Source organism: Paenibacillus sp. FSL H7-0942 (genome assembly GCF_045040715.1).
Classification (GTDB): Bacteria; Bacillota; Bacilli; order Paenibacillales; family Paenibacillaceae; genus Paenibacillus; species Paenibacillus amylolyticus.
This window is the reverse complement of record NZ_CP150279.1, coordinates 5,727,690-5,744,306: the sequence shown is the minus strand read 5'-3', so window position 1 is coordinate 5,744,306 and position 16,617 is coordinate 5,727,690. Positions and strand designations below refer to the sequence as shown.

At 47.3% G+C, this 16,617-nt stretch carries 17 protein-coding genes and 1 riboswitch; of the genes, 14 read left to right on the top strand and 3 right to left on the bottom strand.

Annotated features, from left to right (window positions below; translation table 11 throughout):
- Positions 1-161: 161 nt before the first annotated feature.
- The 7 genes from MHI48_RS25280 to MHI48_RS25250 all read left to right on the top strand — a co-directional run bounded on the left by MHI48_RS25280 (position 162) and on the right by MHI48_RS25250 (position 7,040).
- Positions 162-1,106 (top strand): metal ABC transporter solute-binding protein, Zn/Mn family, encoded by a 945-nt coding sequence (locus MHI48_RS25280; protein WP_405144722.1) that lies wholly within the window; start codon positions 162-164, stop codon positions 1,104-1,106.
- 31 nt (positions 1,107-1,137) lie between these two features.
- Positions 1,138-1,959: a metal ABC transporter ATP-binding protein gene (locus tag MHI48_RS25275; protein ID WP_338588493.1), complete on the top strand. Its 822-nt coding sequence runs from the start codon at positions 1,138-1,140 to the stop codon at positions 1,957-1,959.
- A gap of 3 nt (positions 1,960-1,962) precedes the next feature.
- Positions 1,963-2,922 (top strand): metal ABC transporter permease, encoded by a 960-nt coding sequence (locus MHI48_RS25270; RefSeq protein ID WP_017692397.1) that lies wholly within the window; start codon positions 1,963-1,965, stop codon positions 2,920-2,922.
- On the top strand, positions 2,922-3,794 hold the full coding sequence (locus MHI48_RS25265) for a metal ABC transporter permease (protein WP_405142141.1): 873 nt from the start codon (positions 2,922-2,924) through the stop codon (positions 3,792-3,794). Before MHI48_RS25270 ends, MHI48_RS25265 begins: the two co-directional genes overlap by 1 nt.
- 311 nt (positions 3,795-4,105) lie before the next feature.
- A complete protein-coding gene (locus tag MHI48_RS25260; RefSeq protein WP_036605740.1) occupies positions 4,106-4,855 on the top strand; it encodes a Cof-type HAD-IIB family hydrolase in 750 nt (249 codons plus the stop codon).
- A gap of 54 nt (positions 4,856-4,909) precedes the next feature.
- The gene (locus MHI48_RS25255; protein WP_047841365.1) at positions 4,910-5,350 is read left to right on the top strand and encodes a DUF456 domain-containing protein; all 441 of its coding nucleotides are present in this window, start codon (positions 4,910-4,912) and stop codon (positions 5,348-5,350) included.
- Positions 5,351-5,411: 61 nt separating this feature from the next.
- Positions 5,412-7,040 (top strand): polysaccharide biosynthesis C-terminal domain-containing protein, encoded by a 1,629-nt coding sequence (locus MHI48_RS25250; protein ID WP_405142139.1) that lies wholly within the window; start codon positions 5,412-5,414, stop codon positions 7,038-7,040.
- Positions 7,041-7,241: 201 nt separating this feature from the next.
- Here MHI48_RS25250 and MHI48_RS25245 read toward each other — a convergent pair whose 3' ends face one another.
- Entirely contained in the window at positions 7,242-8,528 is a 1,287-nt protein-coding gene (locus MHI48_RS25245) for a DUF2515 family protein (protein ID WP_405142137.1), read from the bottom strand.
- Between the two features lie 141 nt (positions 8,529-8,669).
- On the opposite strand from MHI48_RS25245, the gene MHI48_RS25240 reads away from it, so the two are divergent.
- The 6 genes from MHI48_RS25240 (at position 8,670) to MHI48_RS25215 (ending at position 14,139) form a co-directional block, all read left to right on the top strand.
- On the top strand, positions 8,670-9,014 hold the full coding sequence (locus MHI48_RS25240) for a thioredoxin family protein (RefSeq protein ID WP_017692403.1): 345 nt from the start codon (positions 8,670-8,672) through the stop codon (positions 9,012-9,014).
- Positions 9,015-9,313: 299 nt separating this feature from the next.
- The gene (locus tag MHI48_RS25235; protein WP_036605745.1) at positions 9,314-10,252 is read left to right on the top strand and encodes a heme A synthase; all 939 of its coding nucleotides are present in this window, start codon (positions 9,314-9,316) and stop codon (positions 10,250-10,252) included.
- A 163-nt stretch (positions 10,253-10,415) separates the two neighbouring features.
- Entirely contained in the window at positions 10,416-11,132 is a 717-nt protein-coding gene (locus MHI48_RS25230; protein ID WP_047841300.1) for a Cthe_2314 family HEPN domain-containing protein, read from the top strand.
- Positions 11,133-11,261: 129 nt separating this feature from the next.
- A riboswitch (SAM riboswitch) is annotated at positions 11,262-11,405 on the top strand.
- A 125-nt stretch (positions 11,406-11,530) separates the two neighbouring features.
- A complete protein-coding gene (locus MHI48_RS25225; protein WP_405142134.1) occupies positions 11,531-12,565 on the top strand; it encodes a methionine ABC transporter ATP-binding protein in 1,035 nt (344 codons plus the stop codon).
- Positions 12,566-13,225: a methionine ABC transporter permease gene (locus MHI48_RS25220; protein ID WP_036673326.1), complete on the top strand. Its 660-nt coding sequence runs from the start codon at positions 12,566-12,568 to the stop codon at positions 13,223-13,225.
- A 74-nt stretch (positions 13,226-13,299) separates the two neighbouring features.
- A complete protein-coding gene (locus MHI48_RS25215; protein WP_076319818.1) occupies positions 13,300-14,139 on the top strand; it encodes a MetQ/NlpA family ABC transporter substrate-binding protein in 840 nt (279 codons plus the stop codon).
- A 118-nt stretch (positions 14,140-14,257) separates the two neighbouring features.
- Here MHI48_RS25215 and MHI48_RS25210 read toward each other — a convergent pair whose 3' ends face one another.
- Positions 14,258-15,217, bottom strand: coding sequence for a DUF2167 domain-containing protein (locus MHI48_RS25210; protein WP_405142131.1), 960 nt, complete (start codon positions 15,215-15,217; stop codon positions 14,258-14,260).
- A gap of 212 nt (positions 15,218-15,429) precedes the next feature.
- Between MHI48_RS25210 and MHI48_RS25205 the strand changes: the two genes are divergently transcribed.
- Positions 15,430-16,209 carry an SDR family oxidoreductase gene (locus MHI48_RS25205; RefSeq protein ID WP_036605749.1) on the top strand — a complete coding sequence of 260 codons (780 nt, stop codon included), beginning with the start codon at positions 15,430-15,432 and terminating at the stop codon, positions 16,207-16,209.
- A gap of 138 nt (positions 16,210-16,347) precedes the next feature.
- On the opposite strand, the gene MHI48_RS25200 is transcribed toward MHI48_RS25205, so the two are convergent.
- On the bottom strand, positions 16,348-16,593 hold the full coding sequence (locus tag MHI48_RS25200; RefSeq protein WP_017692412.1) for a NifU family protein: 246 nt from the start codon (positions 16,591-16,593) through the stop codon (positions 16,348-16,350).
- Positions 16,594-16,617 lie beyond the last annotated feature (24 nt).

The following is a 16,617-nucleotide window of genomic DNA, read 5'->3' as shown; positions in this document are numbered from 1 at the left end:
GGACAGGCAGGGGAAATAATCCCTTGCCTTTTTTTTTGGCTTCGGATAAAATTTGCACAAGGGAAACATTATTAGTCTTGATTAAAATTTAATACCTTGTACAACAAAATTAGATGTAGACAAGTATTTTAGGAGAGGGAAAGGGGTCGGTTGAATTGTTAATGGTGAAAATGAGGAGTATTCAGAGGGGGGTCATTACGCTAGCGGCTCTGGTTCTGGTTGTTGTACTTACGGCATGTTCCAGTGATGCAGAGACGAGCAGTGGTGGCAAGCTACAAGTAACCGCTACAACGGGAATGATCGCTGACGTAGCACGTGAGGTAGGCGGGGCATATGTTGATGTTACCGGGCTAATGGGCCCGGGCGTTGATCCCCACTTGTACAAGGCATCCCAAGGTGATATTCGCAAGCTGGAACAAGCAAAAGTCATTTTCTATAATGGACTGCATCTTGAAGGCAAAATGACAGACATTTTGGAGAAAATGTCCTCAAGCAAGCTGGTTACTGCTGTTACAGAGACTATTCCAGTCGAGGAGTTACACTCAGGCAAAGATACAGGCGGCACCGAATATGATCCACACGTCTGGTTTAACGTCAGCCACTGGATGCATGCGGCAGAAGCCGTACGCGATACGCTCGTGGAGGCGGACCCGGACCATGCGGAAGAGTACAAGGCTCAGGCAGAGGCGTATCTGGCGAAGCTCGAAGTACTGGATGCCGAGGTGCGTGAGAAGATTTTGGAGATTCCGGAAGCAAGCCGGGTATTGGTTACGGCGCATGATGCATTTGGATATTTCGGTCAGGCTTATGGCATGAAAGTGATGGGGCTTCAGGGCATCAGTACAGCAGCCGAATACGGTGCAAAAGATGTTAGCGAACTGCGGGATTATCTCGTAGATAACCATATCAAAGCAGTATTTGTTGAATCGAGTGTACCTGCAAAAGCGATGGAAGCCATTATTGCCGGAGCAGCTCAAAAAGGGCATACAGTCAACATTGGTGGAGAACTGTTCTCGGATGCCATGGGGGCTGAAGGAACGGAAGAAGGCACATATATCGGTATGATTCGCCACAATGTTGAGACGATTGTAGAAGCCCTAAAATAATGAATCACATGAAGAGAGGAGTTACAGGATTATGGAAGATACAATTTTATCGAAACAAACTCCTACAAATCTGAACAACAGTCACTTGCAGGGAACGCAGCCAACATCGGCTCCTCTTAGTGTGAGGGATCTGGCTGTTGCGTATCACAAAAAGCCGGTGCTTAGCAGCGTATCCTTCGATATTCCGGAAGGACAGCTCATCGGAATCCTTGGACCGAATGGTGCGGGGAAATCGACCCTGATCAAAGCTGTTCTGGGACTGGTACCGAAGATGCATGGAGAGGTACGGATCTTCGGTCAATCGTACAGGGAACAACGTCGCCGCATCGGTTATGTGCCCCAACGGGAATCGGTGGACTGGGATTTTCCAACGCATGCACTCGATGTGGTGATGATGGGACGGTATGGTCATCTAGGCTGGTTCCGTCGTCCGGGGAAAAAGGAGCGGGACCTGGCGGCACACTGCCTGGAGCAAGTCGGCATGGGTGATTACATGTACCGCCAGATCAGTCAGTTGTCCGGTGGACAGCAGCAACGTGTCTTTCTGGCGCGGGCACTCGTGCAAGACGCAGATCTGTATTTCATGGATGAGCCATTTGCAGGTGTGGATGCCACCACAGAGAAAGCGATCATTTCGCTTTTGGAACAGTTGAAGAAACAAGGCAAGACGGTACTGGTCGTTCACCATGATCTGGCGACAGTCGAGGAATACTTCGACCATGTGCTGCTACTCAATGGACGACTGGTGGCAGGTGGACCGACAAGTGAAGTATTTGTACCGGATACACTGCAAGAGACGTACGGAGGCCGGATTGCGATGATCGGAAGCCGGACGGAGAAAGGCCAGGTGTAGTGCATGTGGAACTGGATCGTTGCCATCTTATCTGACCCCAATACACGTTGGATATTGCTTGGCTGTCTGTTGTTAGGATTCAGTAGCGGGATTATTGGCTCCTTCACCTTTCTTCGTAAACAGAGCCTGATGGGGGACACCCTTGCTCATGCTGCTCTGCCTGGGATCTGTATTGCATTTATGTTGACGGAAACGAAGTCGGTCGGATTATTCCTGTTCGGTGCTCTGGTGGCTGGCATTGTCGCTACCTTCGGAATCTCGTGGATTACGCGCTACTCCCGAATCAAGCAGGATGCGGCGATGGGAATTGTGCTGACCGTCTTTTTCGGGGTTGGTGTAGTGATGCTGACGCGCATCCAGCATGGGGCGAGCGGAAGTCAAAGCGGACTCGATAAATATTTGTTTGGGCAGGCGGCATCTATGGTCATGACGGATGTGTATGTCATGGGTGGCGTATGTCTCGTATTACTGATTGCCTGTCTTGCCTGGTTCAAGGAATTCAAACTGGTGAGTTTTGACCCGGGATTTGCACGTGGTATGGGACTGCCAGTTGCGATGTTGGAGCAGCTCATCCTGCTCTTGACGGTAATCGCAGTGGTGGCCGGGATTCAAGCCGTTGGTGTGGTGCTTGTTGCAGCCTTGCTGGTAACTCCGGCAGCAGCGGCACGTTGCTGGACCGACTCACTCGCACTGATGGTGGTGTTGGCCGGTATATTTGGTGCATTGAGTGGTGCAACAGGCACCATCTTCAGCACGCTTGTACCTAATCTGCCGACAGGACCTGTAACCGTTCTTGCGGCTACGGTGTTGTTTGCCGGATCTGCCTTGCTGGCTCCGCGTCGTGGATTATTAGCTCGACGGTTGCGCAGTATTCAGGCAAAGTCCGCGTATATGCGTGAAGAGCGGGCTACACTTCAGACTCTCGCCACACAGCGAAATCAGCAGGAACGGGGGGAGATGTAATGGCAACGTTTTGGATTATCTTGACGGCCGTATTAGTTTCTTCTGCTTGCGCCATCCTCGGTTGTTTTCTGATTCTGCGGCGAATGGCTCTGGTCGGTGATGCGATCAGCCATGCAGTTCTCCCCGGTATTGCGATTGCTTTCCTGTGGAGCGGTTCCAGAGATTCATTGTGGATGCTGCTCGGCGCAACGGTGTTTGGACTACTGACGGTGTTCTTCATACAGAGTTTGCAGGCGGGTGGACTCTCGTCTGATGCCTCGATCGGAATTGTGTTTACAGCACTCTTCGCAGTAGGTGTCATTCTGATTAGTCTGAACGCCCAGCATATTGATCTGGATCTGGATTGTGTCTTGTTTGGTGAGATCGCTTATGTACAGTGGGATACGCTAACCCTTGGGGGTACGGATGTCGGTCCGAGGGCAGTTTGGATGCTGGGTATCACTTTGCTAGTCATCCTCGTCGTCATTGGGCTGTTCTACAAACAGTTCAAGCTATGTGCCTTCGATCCGGCGCTGGCTGCGGCCTGCGGCATTCCAGTAGTGCTGTTCCACTATCTGCTCATGGGACTCGTTTCGATGACGTCCGTGGCTTCATTTGAAAGTGTTGGTTCGATTCTCGTTGTGGGCATGCTGATTGTACCTGCGGCGACGGCTTACCTGCTCACAGATCGTCTGGGCAAAATGATACTGTATGCCGTCCTGATCGGAGCAGCATCCTCGGTTGGAGGTTATGTCATGGCATATGCCCTGGATGCTTCCATTGCGGGCTGCATGGTAGCTGTTGCTGGAATTTTGTTTGTTCTCGCACTGTTGCTGTCACCGAAACATGGCATTGTATTCCGTTACGCTCGTCGCAAATTCGCGGCACGTTAATTGGATTTCAAGTAGATAACAGGTGAATAAATAAAGTTATAAGAAGCCGTCTGCATCGCAGGCGGTTTTTTTGCGTGTCTGGTCGTATTACTTTGACAAGGGCAACCGGATATAACATATGCAATATAAATTGATAATGTAGCGTCATCCTGCTGATTACGGGTTATTTTGTTGCATACAGATGATCTGTGGTAAAATGTCGTTAGCTGTGACGTCCGGAGCGTCCGTTTTACGGATGCCGGGCGATCTTGTTGTGAAAGAATGTTTAAAATTAGGGAGAAATAGAGAGACAACCTAGGAGGAACTACTGTATGAGTGAACTGAAATACAAATTGCTTGCATTGGATATGGATGGAACATTACTTAACGATAATCATGAAATTACACAGGAGACCGCCAAGTGGATTCAAATTGCCATTCGTCGGGGTGTACATGTGTGCCTTTCTACGGGAAGAGCGGTATTCCACGCCATGCCTTATGCGGTCCAGCTTGGGCTGGAGACACCGATGGTTACTGTTAATGGTAGTGAGGTCTGGAAAGCCCCGCATGACCTGCATATGCGTCATCTGATGGACCCGGCATTGATTCGCAGAATGCAGGAAATCGGTGAAAAATATAATAGCTGGTACTGGGCATACTCCGTGGAAGAACTGTTCAATCGTGACCGCTGGACGGACAATATTGAAGGTCTGGAATGGTTGAAATTCGGCTTTAATACGGAAGTGGATGAAGTTCGTCACCAGATCATGATGGAACTGCAACAAATGGGTGGCCTGCAAATGACGAATTCTTCACCCGTTAATATTGAGATCAACCCTGCTGGCGTATCCAAAGCCAGTGGTGTAGCGGAAGTCTGCAAGCTGCTGGGCATAGAGATGTCCGAAGTTGTTGCTGTTGGAGACAGTTTGAATGATCTGGCTGTCATTGAGGCCGTGGGTCTTGGTGTAGCGATGGGTAATGCGCAGGAGCAGGTGAAGGAAGCGGCTGATCTGATCGTAGCGAGTAACAATGAAGACGGTATTGTTGAAGTGATCCGTGAACATATTTTGAAGGGGGAGTAACCTTTGCTCGCAACCATTGCCTGGATTTTAATTGTGCTGCTGTTTGCAGTGGGGATGGCTGGAACGGTATATCCCATACTGCCTGGTGCTGTAGCGATTTTCTTCGCGTTTCTGGTCTACGGCTGGTTCTTCAGTTTTGATCCGTTTGGTGTGTGGTTCTGGATCATCCAGATTCTGATTGTTGTTGTGTTGTTTGTGGCTGATTATGTCGTCAGTGCATGGGGCGTGAAGAAGTTCGGTGGCTCCAAGTTATCAACAACGCTGAGTACTATTGGTGTTATCATTGGCCCATTTGTCATTCCGGCATTTGGACTGGTGCTGGGACCATTTATCGGTGCTTTTATCGGGGAACTGATCGGAGGGTCTTCACCTTCCAAAGCGTCGAAAGTTGGATTTGGTTCCGTTGTGGGGCTATTTACGAGTACTGTGATGAAAATTATTTTGCAAATCGTCATGATTGTTCTCTTTATTATCTGGGTGGTAAGATTCGCCTAAACGTTCAGGATTAGCTTCAACGGGATGCACGTCCGGTGTGGAGGAAAGAAGGGGAATTCGTTTGTCTAAGAAAGAAACATTCATTAGGGGTACGCTCATTCTGGCGGCCGCTGCACTGATCGCAAGAGTACTCGGATTGGTTCAACGGGTGCCGCTGGAGCATATCCTCGGCGATATCGGTAACGCATCGTTTACCATCTCCAATACGGTATATTTAATGCTGTTAACTGTAGCAACGGCGGGCATACCGAGTACACTTAGTAAAATGGTATCGGAACGTTATGCGCTCGGACGCGCGAGTGAAGCCCAACAGATCTACCGTGCAGCCCTGATCTTTGCCGCTGTGGCCGGGGTAGTCATGTCTGCTTTGTTGTGGTTCGCGGCACCTTATTATGCTACGTATGTGTCCAAAGTACCGGAGTCGGTCAGCGCCATTCGCGCCTTGGCTCCAGCGTTGCTGCTCTTCCCGGCCATTGCGATGATGCGTGGATATTTCCAGGGACGCGGCAACATGACAGCAGGCGGTATTTCACAGATCGTGGAACAGTTCGCCCGTGTAGGTACAGCCATTATCGTGGCTTATGTCATGCTGCAATGGAATTATGATGACCAGACGATTGCTGCGGGTGCTTCATTTGGTGGGGTATTAGGAAGTGTGGGTGCCTTCGGTGTCATGCTGTACTTCACCTTGAAGCTACGTCGTAGCGACCGTGCGGCCCAATTGAATTACGAGCGTGCAGAGCAGTTGCCGATGCGAGGTATCTACAGTGATATCTTCAAGCTGTCTATTCCAATTGTGCTGTCCTCACTTGCAGTTCCAGCCATTAACTTCATCGATTCATCCCTTGTGGTACCACTGCTTAGTGGCCAGATCGGACTCGAAGAAGCGACTGGTGTACTTGCGATCCTCGGGGCGAAGGCCCAAAGTATTGCGGGGATTCCTCCGATTCTGGCTATCGCTTTGAGTCAATCGTTGGTGCCTGTCATTTCAGCAGCATTTGCCCGCAAGGATGAAGCGCATCTGAAAAGTCAGGTTACACTTGCCTTGCGCATTTCGATCCTTACAGGTATGCCGATTGTCATTGCACTTTGTGCGGCAGCGTATTCTGTTAACGGATTGCTGTTTACCAATTTGGATGGAACGCCGATCATTGCCTTGTTAACATTCGGTACCATTTTCCAGATTACAATGATGACCACCAACTCCATTTTACTCGGGGTAGGGAAACCGCGGATTACGATGATCAGTGTCGCAGCAGGTGTTGTGATCAAATTGATCGTAAGTCTTATTCTGGCGCCGATCTTTGGGATTTACGGTATCATTATTGCAACAGCCCTTTGTTTCTTGGTCATCACGTACCTGAATCTGCGGGTCCTTCGCAAAATCGTTGATTTCTCCATCATGGGAGATCGTTGGAAAGGGTTTATCATTACAGTGTTGCTTGCAGCAGGTGTAGGATTTGCAACGAACTGGATTGGCAATACGATCTTTGGACTGTTCCTGCCAGCGCGTGTATCCTTCTTGCTTACCTGCCTTGTGGTTGGTTTACTTGTTGTGGTGGTGTATCTGGTTCTCATGGTTGTGCTGCGTGTACTGCGCAAGGACGAGCTGGGCAGTTACCCCCGTATTCTGCAAAAAATTCTTCGTCCACTTATGCGTCTTCAACGTGGAGCTGGGCAAAGAGGTTAAACAAGCAAGGAGCATCATCCATGCTCCAATATTTTGTGAAAATAGGATACAAGCTCTGTCTGCTATTGAAGCGGACAGGGCTTTTTGTTTAGCTAAGGAGAGCCGAGCGACTGAACTCGACATTAGCCCAGCAAGCGAGGATTAGCGGTACATCGGGATATCATATCATCCGTCTTTGTCTGCTCTATATGATTTTTATCATTAGTGTGTGATGGCTTTAGCATCATGAGCCAGTGCTGTTTTCAGCATGCCATACCGGTGTTCGTGACTCATCTCAAACAGCCATGGCCGACGTGGTGCCGTCAGATAACCGAGACTATCCCGAGTCTGAAGCCAGTCATGTCTGGTGATCGGTTCATAAGGCGTGTCCCCCCATACGGAAAGCAGTTCCGGACTATATAATCGTTGCCCTTCTGGAAGCCATTCTTCATCCATTAGCTCCTGAGCATAAAGTGTATGTTCCCCTGCCTCGTCTTCACGATTGGTAAACAGCCCAGGCCAATATTCAGCGCGCGAGCCACGATGGGAAACCGAACGTGCGAACTCCAACACTTGTGTGTGTACTTGCTCCACGCCAAACAACAGGGCATATAGCCCTTTGCCAAACATGATTCGCTCATCCAGTTTGCCAAAATGTTCAATGACGCGTCCTGCGAGTCCTGCTCCCTGTCCAAGAGGAAAGACGATATGATTCAGACCGGCCAGATTATGCAGATGGAATGCGGGTTTGGAAAGTACTTCTTTTTGAAAATAAGGATGTTGCACCACCCGGCTCTCGATATAGTTCTGCTCATTAATAATTAATGCCACACTTAGCAGTGAACTGCATCGTTCCAGCCAAAAGCGTTCCCAAAACGGCGTCATAAACGCCGATACGTGAAAGTGCGACAAGAGATGGAAACAGCTACGTCCGATCCGGCGACTGTTCATATACAGCAGAAGCTGGGGATATGCATCCTGGAAAATGAGTGCATTGCACCGCTCCAGCAGCCGATACATATGCTCGCGATCGCTTTGATTCTGTAGATTATGCATTAAGTCACTCTGAAGATCTGTCATGTGATATCCACCATTGCGAGAGACCATATGGGCCAGCAGTGCCCAATGAAGTTCGGGATATTGCTCATAACATTCCAGATAGGCTGCCGTGCGGGTGATATTACTCCGATTATTCTCCTGAGTCAGTGTCTTAATCTCTTCCAGAATGATGCAATCTTCTTCGCAGACGAGTGCGCTTTGAACCTGGTCCGTGCGTGCAAAAGATTTGTTGCTGGCAGGTAACAAACGCTCCACCTCAGACTGTAAGGCAGCTGCCGTATCGGTATCCCACTCGATATCACGCAAAGGGTGACGAAGCTGTGCAGAAGCTTGCCATGCAGCCGGTTTGCCACGCCAGATTTCCCGGGCAGCACCCGGAATGGAACGGACCATCTGCAGGAGGGACCCGTGATGTTGTTCGCTGGAAGAATCGGTTCTGGTGGAAGTCATGATGTGACATCCTTTCATGATGTTCTGGGTTTATTTTCACAGACCATGTGGTTATTCTAAGTATGCGCTGATTATTTGACTTCCACTCGCCAATTTGCTTCACTTAGGGTAAGACAAGGTACAGAAAGGGAGATGAACCGAATGGAACAGATTACTTCCAAACCGGCTTTTGATGTAGCCATCCAATCCCCACGTTTGACGATTGCCGTATTCAAGGCAGACTGGTGTGGTGACTGCAAATACATCGATCCGTTTATGCCTGAGGTTGAAGAGAAATATGCACGTGAACTGACCTTGATTGAGGTTGACGTGGATCAGGTTGGAACCGTTAGTGAAGAGCAGAATATTCTTGGCATTCCAAGCTTTGTGGCGTATACAGATGGCCGCGAACTCGTACGGTATGTGAACAAGCTGCGCAAGTCGAGAGAAGAGATTGAGCAGTTCTTAGATCGAGCAGTTGAAGTGTACAACACGATCCATAAATGATAATAAAAGTATGACAGGTTCATGTTGTAAAAGGGTATAATAAAAAGAACGCCATTTCTCTTGAAATAGGGAAATGGCGTTTGTGTGTTCGACTTGTTCTATATAAGAAACGTTTCTGTACATATCCCCAATGACCTGTGGGTCATTATTTCACCAGACGTTAACATTTTGTCACAAAGCGCGACGTCAATGAACATTTTATCCGGTATAATGAATTTAGTTGTGAAATAAGTGTCAAAGTACCGAAACAAGCGGAGAATATTCTTCGCCATCTTAAACCAACAGCGGGTGAGAAAAAATTGAAACACTTAACTTTGTTTAAATGGTTAACCGTATTAACCTGTCTTGTCATGTTTCTGGCCACTTTTGGTGGAGGCATCGTAACCAAAACGGAATCAGGCCTTGGCTGTGGAACAGAATGGCCTTTATGTAACGGAAAACTCGTTCCCGCACATACTGTGGCTTCACTCATTGAATATTCCCATCGCGCTGTAAGTGCACTGGCTGGACTGTTGTCCATTGCCTCGTTTGTTGCTTTTCTGCGGTTTGGCAAGTCACGCCGTGACCTGCAATTGTTTTCTTTCTTAACTCTGGTATTTGTTATCGTCCAGGGAATCATGGGGGCTTTTGCCGTTGTCTTCTCCCAATCTTCAGCAGTCATGGCACTGCATTTTGGTTTTGCACTGATTGCTTTTGCCAGTTCTCTAATGATGGCGCTGGGCATAAGGCAGGAGGCCAAAGATGGCGGATTGGAGCGCCTGAATAAATACCCTCGGGTTAGCAAAAAATTCAGGAATCTGGTCTGGTTCTCCACCATTTACACATATCTCGTGGTATACACAGGTGCATTTGTGAGTCACACGGATTCTGCCGGCGGATGTTCTGGATTTCCGCTTTGTAACGGTCAGATTATTCCTGAGCTTTCGGGTGGGGTAGCGGTTGCTTTTGCTCACCGTGCAGCAGCTGCGTCGCTCGTGATTGTTATCGCAATCCTGGGTCATTTCGCTTACCGTAATCATCCGGACAACAAGGAAATGCGTACTCTGGGTGTGGTATCCGTTGTTCTTATTCTGATGCAAGTAGTCATTGGTATTTTCATGATGGTGACAATGAACCGTCCGGAAGTATACATGTTCGTAGCTCTTGCTCATATGCTGGATATCGCCATATTGTTCGGAGTCTTAACGTATATGAGTTTCCTGGTGTACAAGCTACATCGCCCGGCTAATCGTTTTTAAATATGAAAGTCCACCATCCAGTGATGTACATCATTGGACAGGTGGACTTTGTTTGATGTCAGAGGGATCAGGGCAACCTATGGCAAGCAGCAATTACACGGAATGAATGATGTTTCGTTTACGGTGATGAATTCTTGTTGATTTGGAAAAGAGGAGGTTAGATATGCTGCGAACGTTGTTGGGGGAAAAGCCACGTATAAACGAAGGTAAATTGAAGGCAGCGATGGACGCAATGGCGCATACGCTTGAGCTATTTCAACGACAAATGCATGTGGACCATGATCCCACGCATGACTATCGGAAACTGTATGTGTGGACTCAGGGACTCATCTCCTCACTGGATGAACTGGAGCAAAGCTGTTTCGCTGCTGCTCATTTTCGCAAAAAGGTCGTTGCAGGTTCAACGGATGATATGACGGCGACTGAAAAAGCCGAGTATGCACGTTATGTGTATTTCTACAAAGATGGCTTTATCCGCTGCTTTGCCATTCTGGATAAAGTCGGCACAGTATTAAATGAAATATTCCAGCTGAATACTTCCAATACCAAAGCGCATTTTTCTTATTTTACTGTGTTAAGGCAGTTCGACTATGCAAGGGAGCATCATGATCTTGCATTGCAATTAATACAGATCAAGGACTCTTATCGTGAGCCGATGAGCAAGTTGCGCAAGCGACGTAATATGGAAATTCACTACATGAACTCAGAAATGCACGATGACCTGTGGCAGTTACACCAGACCTTGCAAGGTAAAGTGAAATTGGAGGATCTGAATCAGCATGTGCAGGAAATGCGTCAGGGCGTGGATATGGTCTGTGAAACGTTAACAGCCTCTTATAGTTATATCAATAAAATATGGAAAAGAAATAATTCCCTTTGACAAATCGGAATACTTGGAATATACTGAGTTTCAATCGAATGTTACACGGATATAACTGATATTTCGGAAGTTACGTTCACATTATAAAGCATAAACTACATGAACTTATAAAATCCTACAACAACATATTTCTTATCGAGAGCGGCGGAGGGACAGGCCCGATGAAGCCCGGCAACCGATTTGTAACGACATGATACATGTATCATTCGCGTTATAGATGTTAGGTGCTAATTCCTACAAAATGGTGCAAGACACGATTTTGGCAGATGAGAAGGTATATTCTTTCACGTGAAGAGCCCTCTTTGTATCTGCAAAGGGCTCTTTTTTTGTACTTAAGGGGAGTTTTCCTTTAGATCGGGTAAAGATACATGTAGGTGGTTGGAAAGGGGCAAGTGCGATTGATTGAATTAAAAGGTTTAACGAAAACGTACGGCAAAGGGGCAAAATCTACAACAGCGTTATCCGAGCTGAATTTGAGCATCCAAAAGGGTGAAATCTACGGTGTGATTGGCCATTCCGGAGCGGGCAAAAGCACATTGATTCGCTGCATTAATTTGCTGGAACGGCCTACGGAGGGTGAGGTATGGGTCGACGGAATCAACCTGACTGAACTGAGCAAAACCGAATTGCAGCAACAGAGACGTAAGATCGGGATGATTTTTCAACACTTTAATCTGTTATCTTCGGCAACGGTATATGACAATGTAGCTTTTCCACTAAAGCTTGTGAATACACCCAAGGATGCCATTGATCGCAAAGTGAAGGAAATGCTTGCACTGGTTGGTCTGGAGCACCACAGCAGCAAATATCCGGCTCAATTATCGGGTGGCCAGAAACAACGTGTAGGGATTGCGAGAGCACTTGCAAGTGATCCAAATGTACTTCTCTGTGATGAGGCTACTTCGGCACTTGATCCGCAGACGACAAATTCAATCCTGAAGTTATTACTCGACATTAATGAAAAGTACAACCTAACGATTGTGCTGATCACACATGAGATGCATGTCATTCAGAACATCTGTGACAAGGTGGCTGTCATTCATCAAGGTGGCATTGTGGAACAAGGACCTGTAACAGACGTGTTCCTGAAGCCGCAGCATGCGATCACGCGGGACTTCATGATGCGTGACCATGAAGCTGGGCTTGCTCTGGAAGAGACCGCTCTGGCAAATGCAGGCGTTGAATTGCAGGCAGGTGCTGCTTCCAAACTTGTGAAGATATCCTTTCTGGGTAACAAAACGTATGAAGCGATTTTGTCTAGAACGGTACGTAAGACAGGCGTGGATTTTGCCATCCTGCAAGGTACAATCTCTACGATCAAACAGGTTCCTTATGGGCAGCTGACCGTTCGGTTCGAGGGTGATTCAAAAATGATTGATCGGACGATATCAGAATTAACCGCTGAGGGACTTGATGTGGAGGTGCTTCGTTAGATGGATTTTTCAACAGTTCGCTGGGAAGAGGTTGGTAAAGCCTCCATTGAGACACTGCAAATTTTGGGTGTATCAGGCTTGTTTACCGTTATCTTAGGTTTACCGCTCGGAGTACTGCTGTTCATGACAGCCCGATCTGCTTCGATTAAGTCACGGGCAGTGTACACTATACTATCCCTGATTGTGAATATTTTGCGCTCAGTCCCATTTATCATATTGATTGTTGCTCTTATTCCATTCACTCGTATACTCGTCGGTACAGCTACGGGGGTGCTCGGCGTTATACCTCCTTTGGTGATTTCAGCAGCTCCTTATTTTGCTCGTTTGGTGGAGACGACGTTGCGAGAAGTTGATCGTGGTGTCATTGAAGCGGCACAGTCGATGGGTGCATCGACCGGACAGATTGTAAGACGGGTGTTACTGCCTGAGGCACTGCCTGGACTGCTTGCTGGTATAACGATCACCATTGTTACGCTCGTCTCCTATACGGCGATGGCGGGCATGGTTGGCGGTGGAGGTCTGGGAACACTGGCAATCAACTATGGATACTTCCGTTATCAAAATGAAATTATGATCATATCCGTAGTGTCGATGATCATTCTAGTGCAAATTCTCCAGATGGCTGGAGATCGCTTGGTTACATTTTTCACCAGGAAATAACACATAGATAACATGATGGATATGCATTAATGCAGATGCCACATGACAAAATGATTAGAGAAGGGGTTTTACACATGAAAAAATGGTCTTTTGCTCTACTTAGTCTTATGTTGATTGCGGTTCTCGCAGCTTGCGGAAACAACAAGGACGCCGATAGCGGCGCAGACAATTCAGCAGGTGCACCTCGTACAGTTGAATTGAAAGTTGGAGCTTCACCTACACCACACGCAGAGATTCTGGAAAGCATCAAGCCTGAACTGGAAGCACAAGGTATCCGTCTGCAAGTCGTTACATTCAACGACTATGTTCAACCCAATCAGCAACTTGCTGACAAAAAATTGGATGCAAACTTCTTCCAGCACCAACCATATCTGGACACAGAGAATAAAGAACGTGGATTCAACCTCGTTTCTGTAACACCTGTTCATGTTGAACCTTTTGGTGGATACTCCAAAAAGATTAAGTCTTTGGATGAATTGGCAGACGGCGCAAAAGTAGCAATTCCAAATGACCCATCCAATGGTGGACGTGCTTTGTTGCTGCTTGCGAAGGAAGGTATCATTACGCTGAAAGACAACACAAATATTACATCTACGATTCAAGATATCACAGCCAATCCGAAGAACCTGGATATCATCGAGCTGGATGCAGCCATGATGCCTCGTCAATTGGATGAAGCGGATCTGGTATTTATCAACGCTAACTATGCGCTCGAAGCGAACCTGAATCCGGCGAATGATGCTTTGCTGATCGAAGATCTGCAAGGTAACCCATACGCAAACATCCTCGTTTCCCGTGAGGACAACAAGGATGCAGATGCAATCAAAAAACTGGCTGCTGCTTTGCACTCCGAAGAAGTGAAAACATTCATCAAAGAACGTTATAAAGGTGCAGTTGAACCTGCAACTGAATAATTCACAATATGTATGATGTGAAGCTATTAAGAATAAGCCGTATATCTCTTCTGAAGAGATATACGGCTTATTTTATGTTTCCTAATCTGTGCTGACGTGGGGATAAACAAGGGAAGGGTTAGGGCTTATCTTGTTTCTCCGCGTTGGATGGATGCCCAGATTGGAGGTAGTAGGATAATTCATTCTGATCAGCATACTGCTGTTCATCGGCTTCTTGCAGGTACGTCCTCTCGGAGGGAGAGAGTTTCTCTTCTTCTCCGTGTGAGCTTTTTATTTTGTATCTGATCCAACCGATCAACCCAAGGACGACAACGAGGATCAACGCCCATCCTTTTTTGAGCAAAAGAAGAGCACTGAATTTCTGGGAAGCCGTGTACCCGATCCCGCCCATCAGAAGACTGTTGAGCCCTATGGTGGATGTTTTGTCAGTCGAAGCATTGTACTCCTCGTAGGTGTATCCTGCATTGATGCTAAGCTTATGAAGTACGGTTTCCTCGAATGCCTGACGGCTCTGTTGAAAGTTGGCCGTATCTGTAACCAGAATGGCTGTGATGTACCCTTCGCGTGTCAGGAGTTTTACATTGTAATTGACCATGGCTTGCTGATCAGCATTCTTGAAACCAAGGGAGTAAACCAACTGATGTTTGGTACTGTCATATGCCGGTTCGATTTCCCACCCCGTTATGTACGTTCTATATTCAGGATCAAGTTCTCTGTTATCTTCTTCTGTGCCTCGGATATAACTGCTTAACAGCTCTTCGGCATTCAAATTTTGATCGTCATCATGGATATGACCTGTCTTCACGTACTCGAAAACTACATACCACGAGCCGAATTCGCTATTGCTGGTTAGGCTTCCGATTTCGTTCCCATTAGGCTTTCCATCACTGTTAAGTATCGATCGTTTGGTATTGGGCTTATCCAGATAGGAATGGCTTTCAGGGACTTCCAGGGTGGCCTTACCGTCCAGAGAGACAGATGCTGGTCCAGTAATCCAATCGTACTCATCAGGTGCTTGCTCATTCTCACTTGCCGCTGATACCTGTAAGGCACTAGAGATTGTGAATAAACTCAACATTAAAAGTGTAAGAAATGATATCCATCTTTTGTTCTTCATATTCATGTAGAGGTCCTTTCGGGTTATATCCTCGACAGTACCATAGGTGTTTGATTTCAATCAAGATATATTTGGAATTAAAGGTGGATAATCCCTTGTGGATAAGCGAGTTGTAGGAGGACGATAAATCTTTTATACTGGATAGTGACTGCTCTTTGAAGAGGGGGATGAACGTGAAGGGAAAGATTGCCCTCATAACGGGAAGTGCCAAAGGTCTTGGTAAAATGACGGCCCTCAGTCTGGCAGATCAAGGGTGCCATATTGCCCTGAACTATGTACACAGCAGAACAGAAGCTGAGGCTTTAAAGGCTCAGATTATAGCCAAGGGTGTGCGGTGCATTGCCATCCAGGCTGATATATCCAAGGTGGAAGATATCTCTTCATTGGTTGAGCAGGTGGAAGGTAAGCTGGGCAACATTGATATTTTGGTGAATAACGCAGGTCCATTTGTCCGTGAACGACGATTATTTGCGGATTATTCTGAAGCTGAGGTCCAGATGCTTGTGCAGGGAAATCTGTTGGGACCGATGTTACTGGATCAGCGTGTATTGCCAGAGATGAGACGCAAGCAATGGGGACGCATTATCCATTTTGGCTTCAGTCATGCTGGAGAAGCGAGATCTTGGCCTCATCGCGCCGTATATGCGGCTGCCAAGGTGGGTCTGGTTTCGTTCACAAAGACACTCGCGGTTGAAGAAGCCCCGTATGGAATTACGGTTAACATGGTATGTCCAGGTGACATTCGTGGTGCGAACAAAGAGAAAACGATTGATGAAATGGCAGGCATCATCGACGAGGAAACACCAAGAGGGCGTCCAGGCAGCGGTGAAGATATTGCACGAGTGATTACGTATCTGTGCCTTGATCATTCCGATTTTATAACAGGCAACATTATGGATGTATCTGGAGGACTTGATCCGATTCGTCCGACCATACAGCGTGAGGATACTTAAAAGGTGAATTGAAGGATTGTACGTGGAAACGGGTCAAGGTGACTGTGAACATGGACTCTCTGCATATGCACACAAAAAAAGAGCCCTCCGCTTCATGCGAAGCGAAAGGCTCTTGAGGTTTATTTCGTGAAGGATTGATTAGAATACTTGTACGACTTCTTGTACACCCTCAACTTCTTCGAGAAGGGCACGTTCAATCCCGGCTTTTAAGGTAATGGTGGAGCTTGGGCAACTGCCGCAGGCACCGACCAGTTTCAGCTTAATAATGCCGTCTTCCACGTCGACCAGTTCCACGTCACCGCCATCGCGTTGCAGAAACGGACGAAGTTTGTCAAGCACATCAATTACTTCATCATACATGGTGCTTTGTGCGTTTTCGCTCATTTTTTTCAACTCCTTTCCCCTATA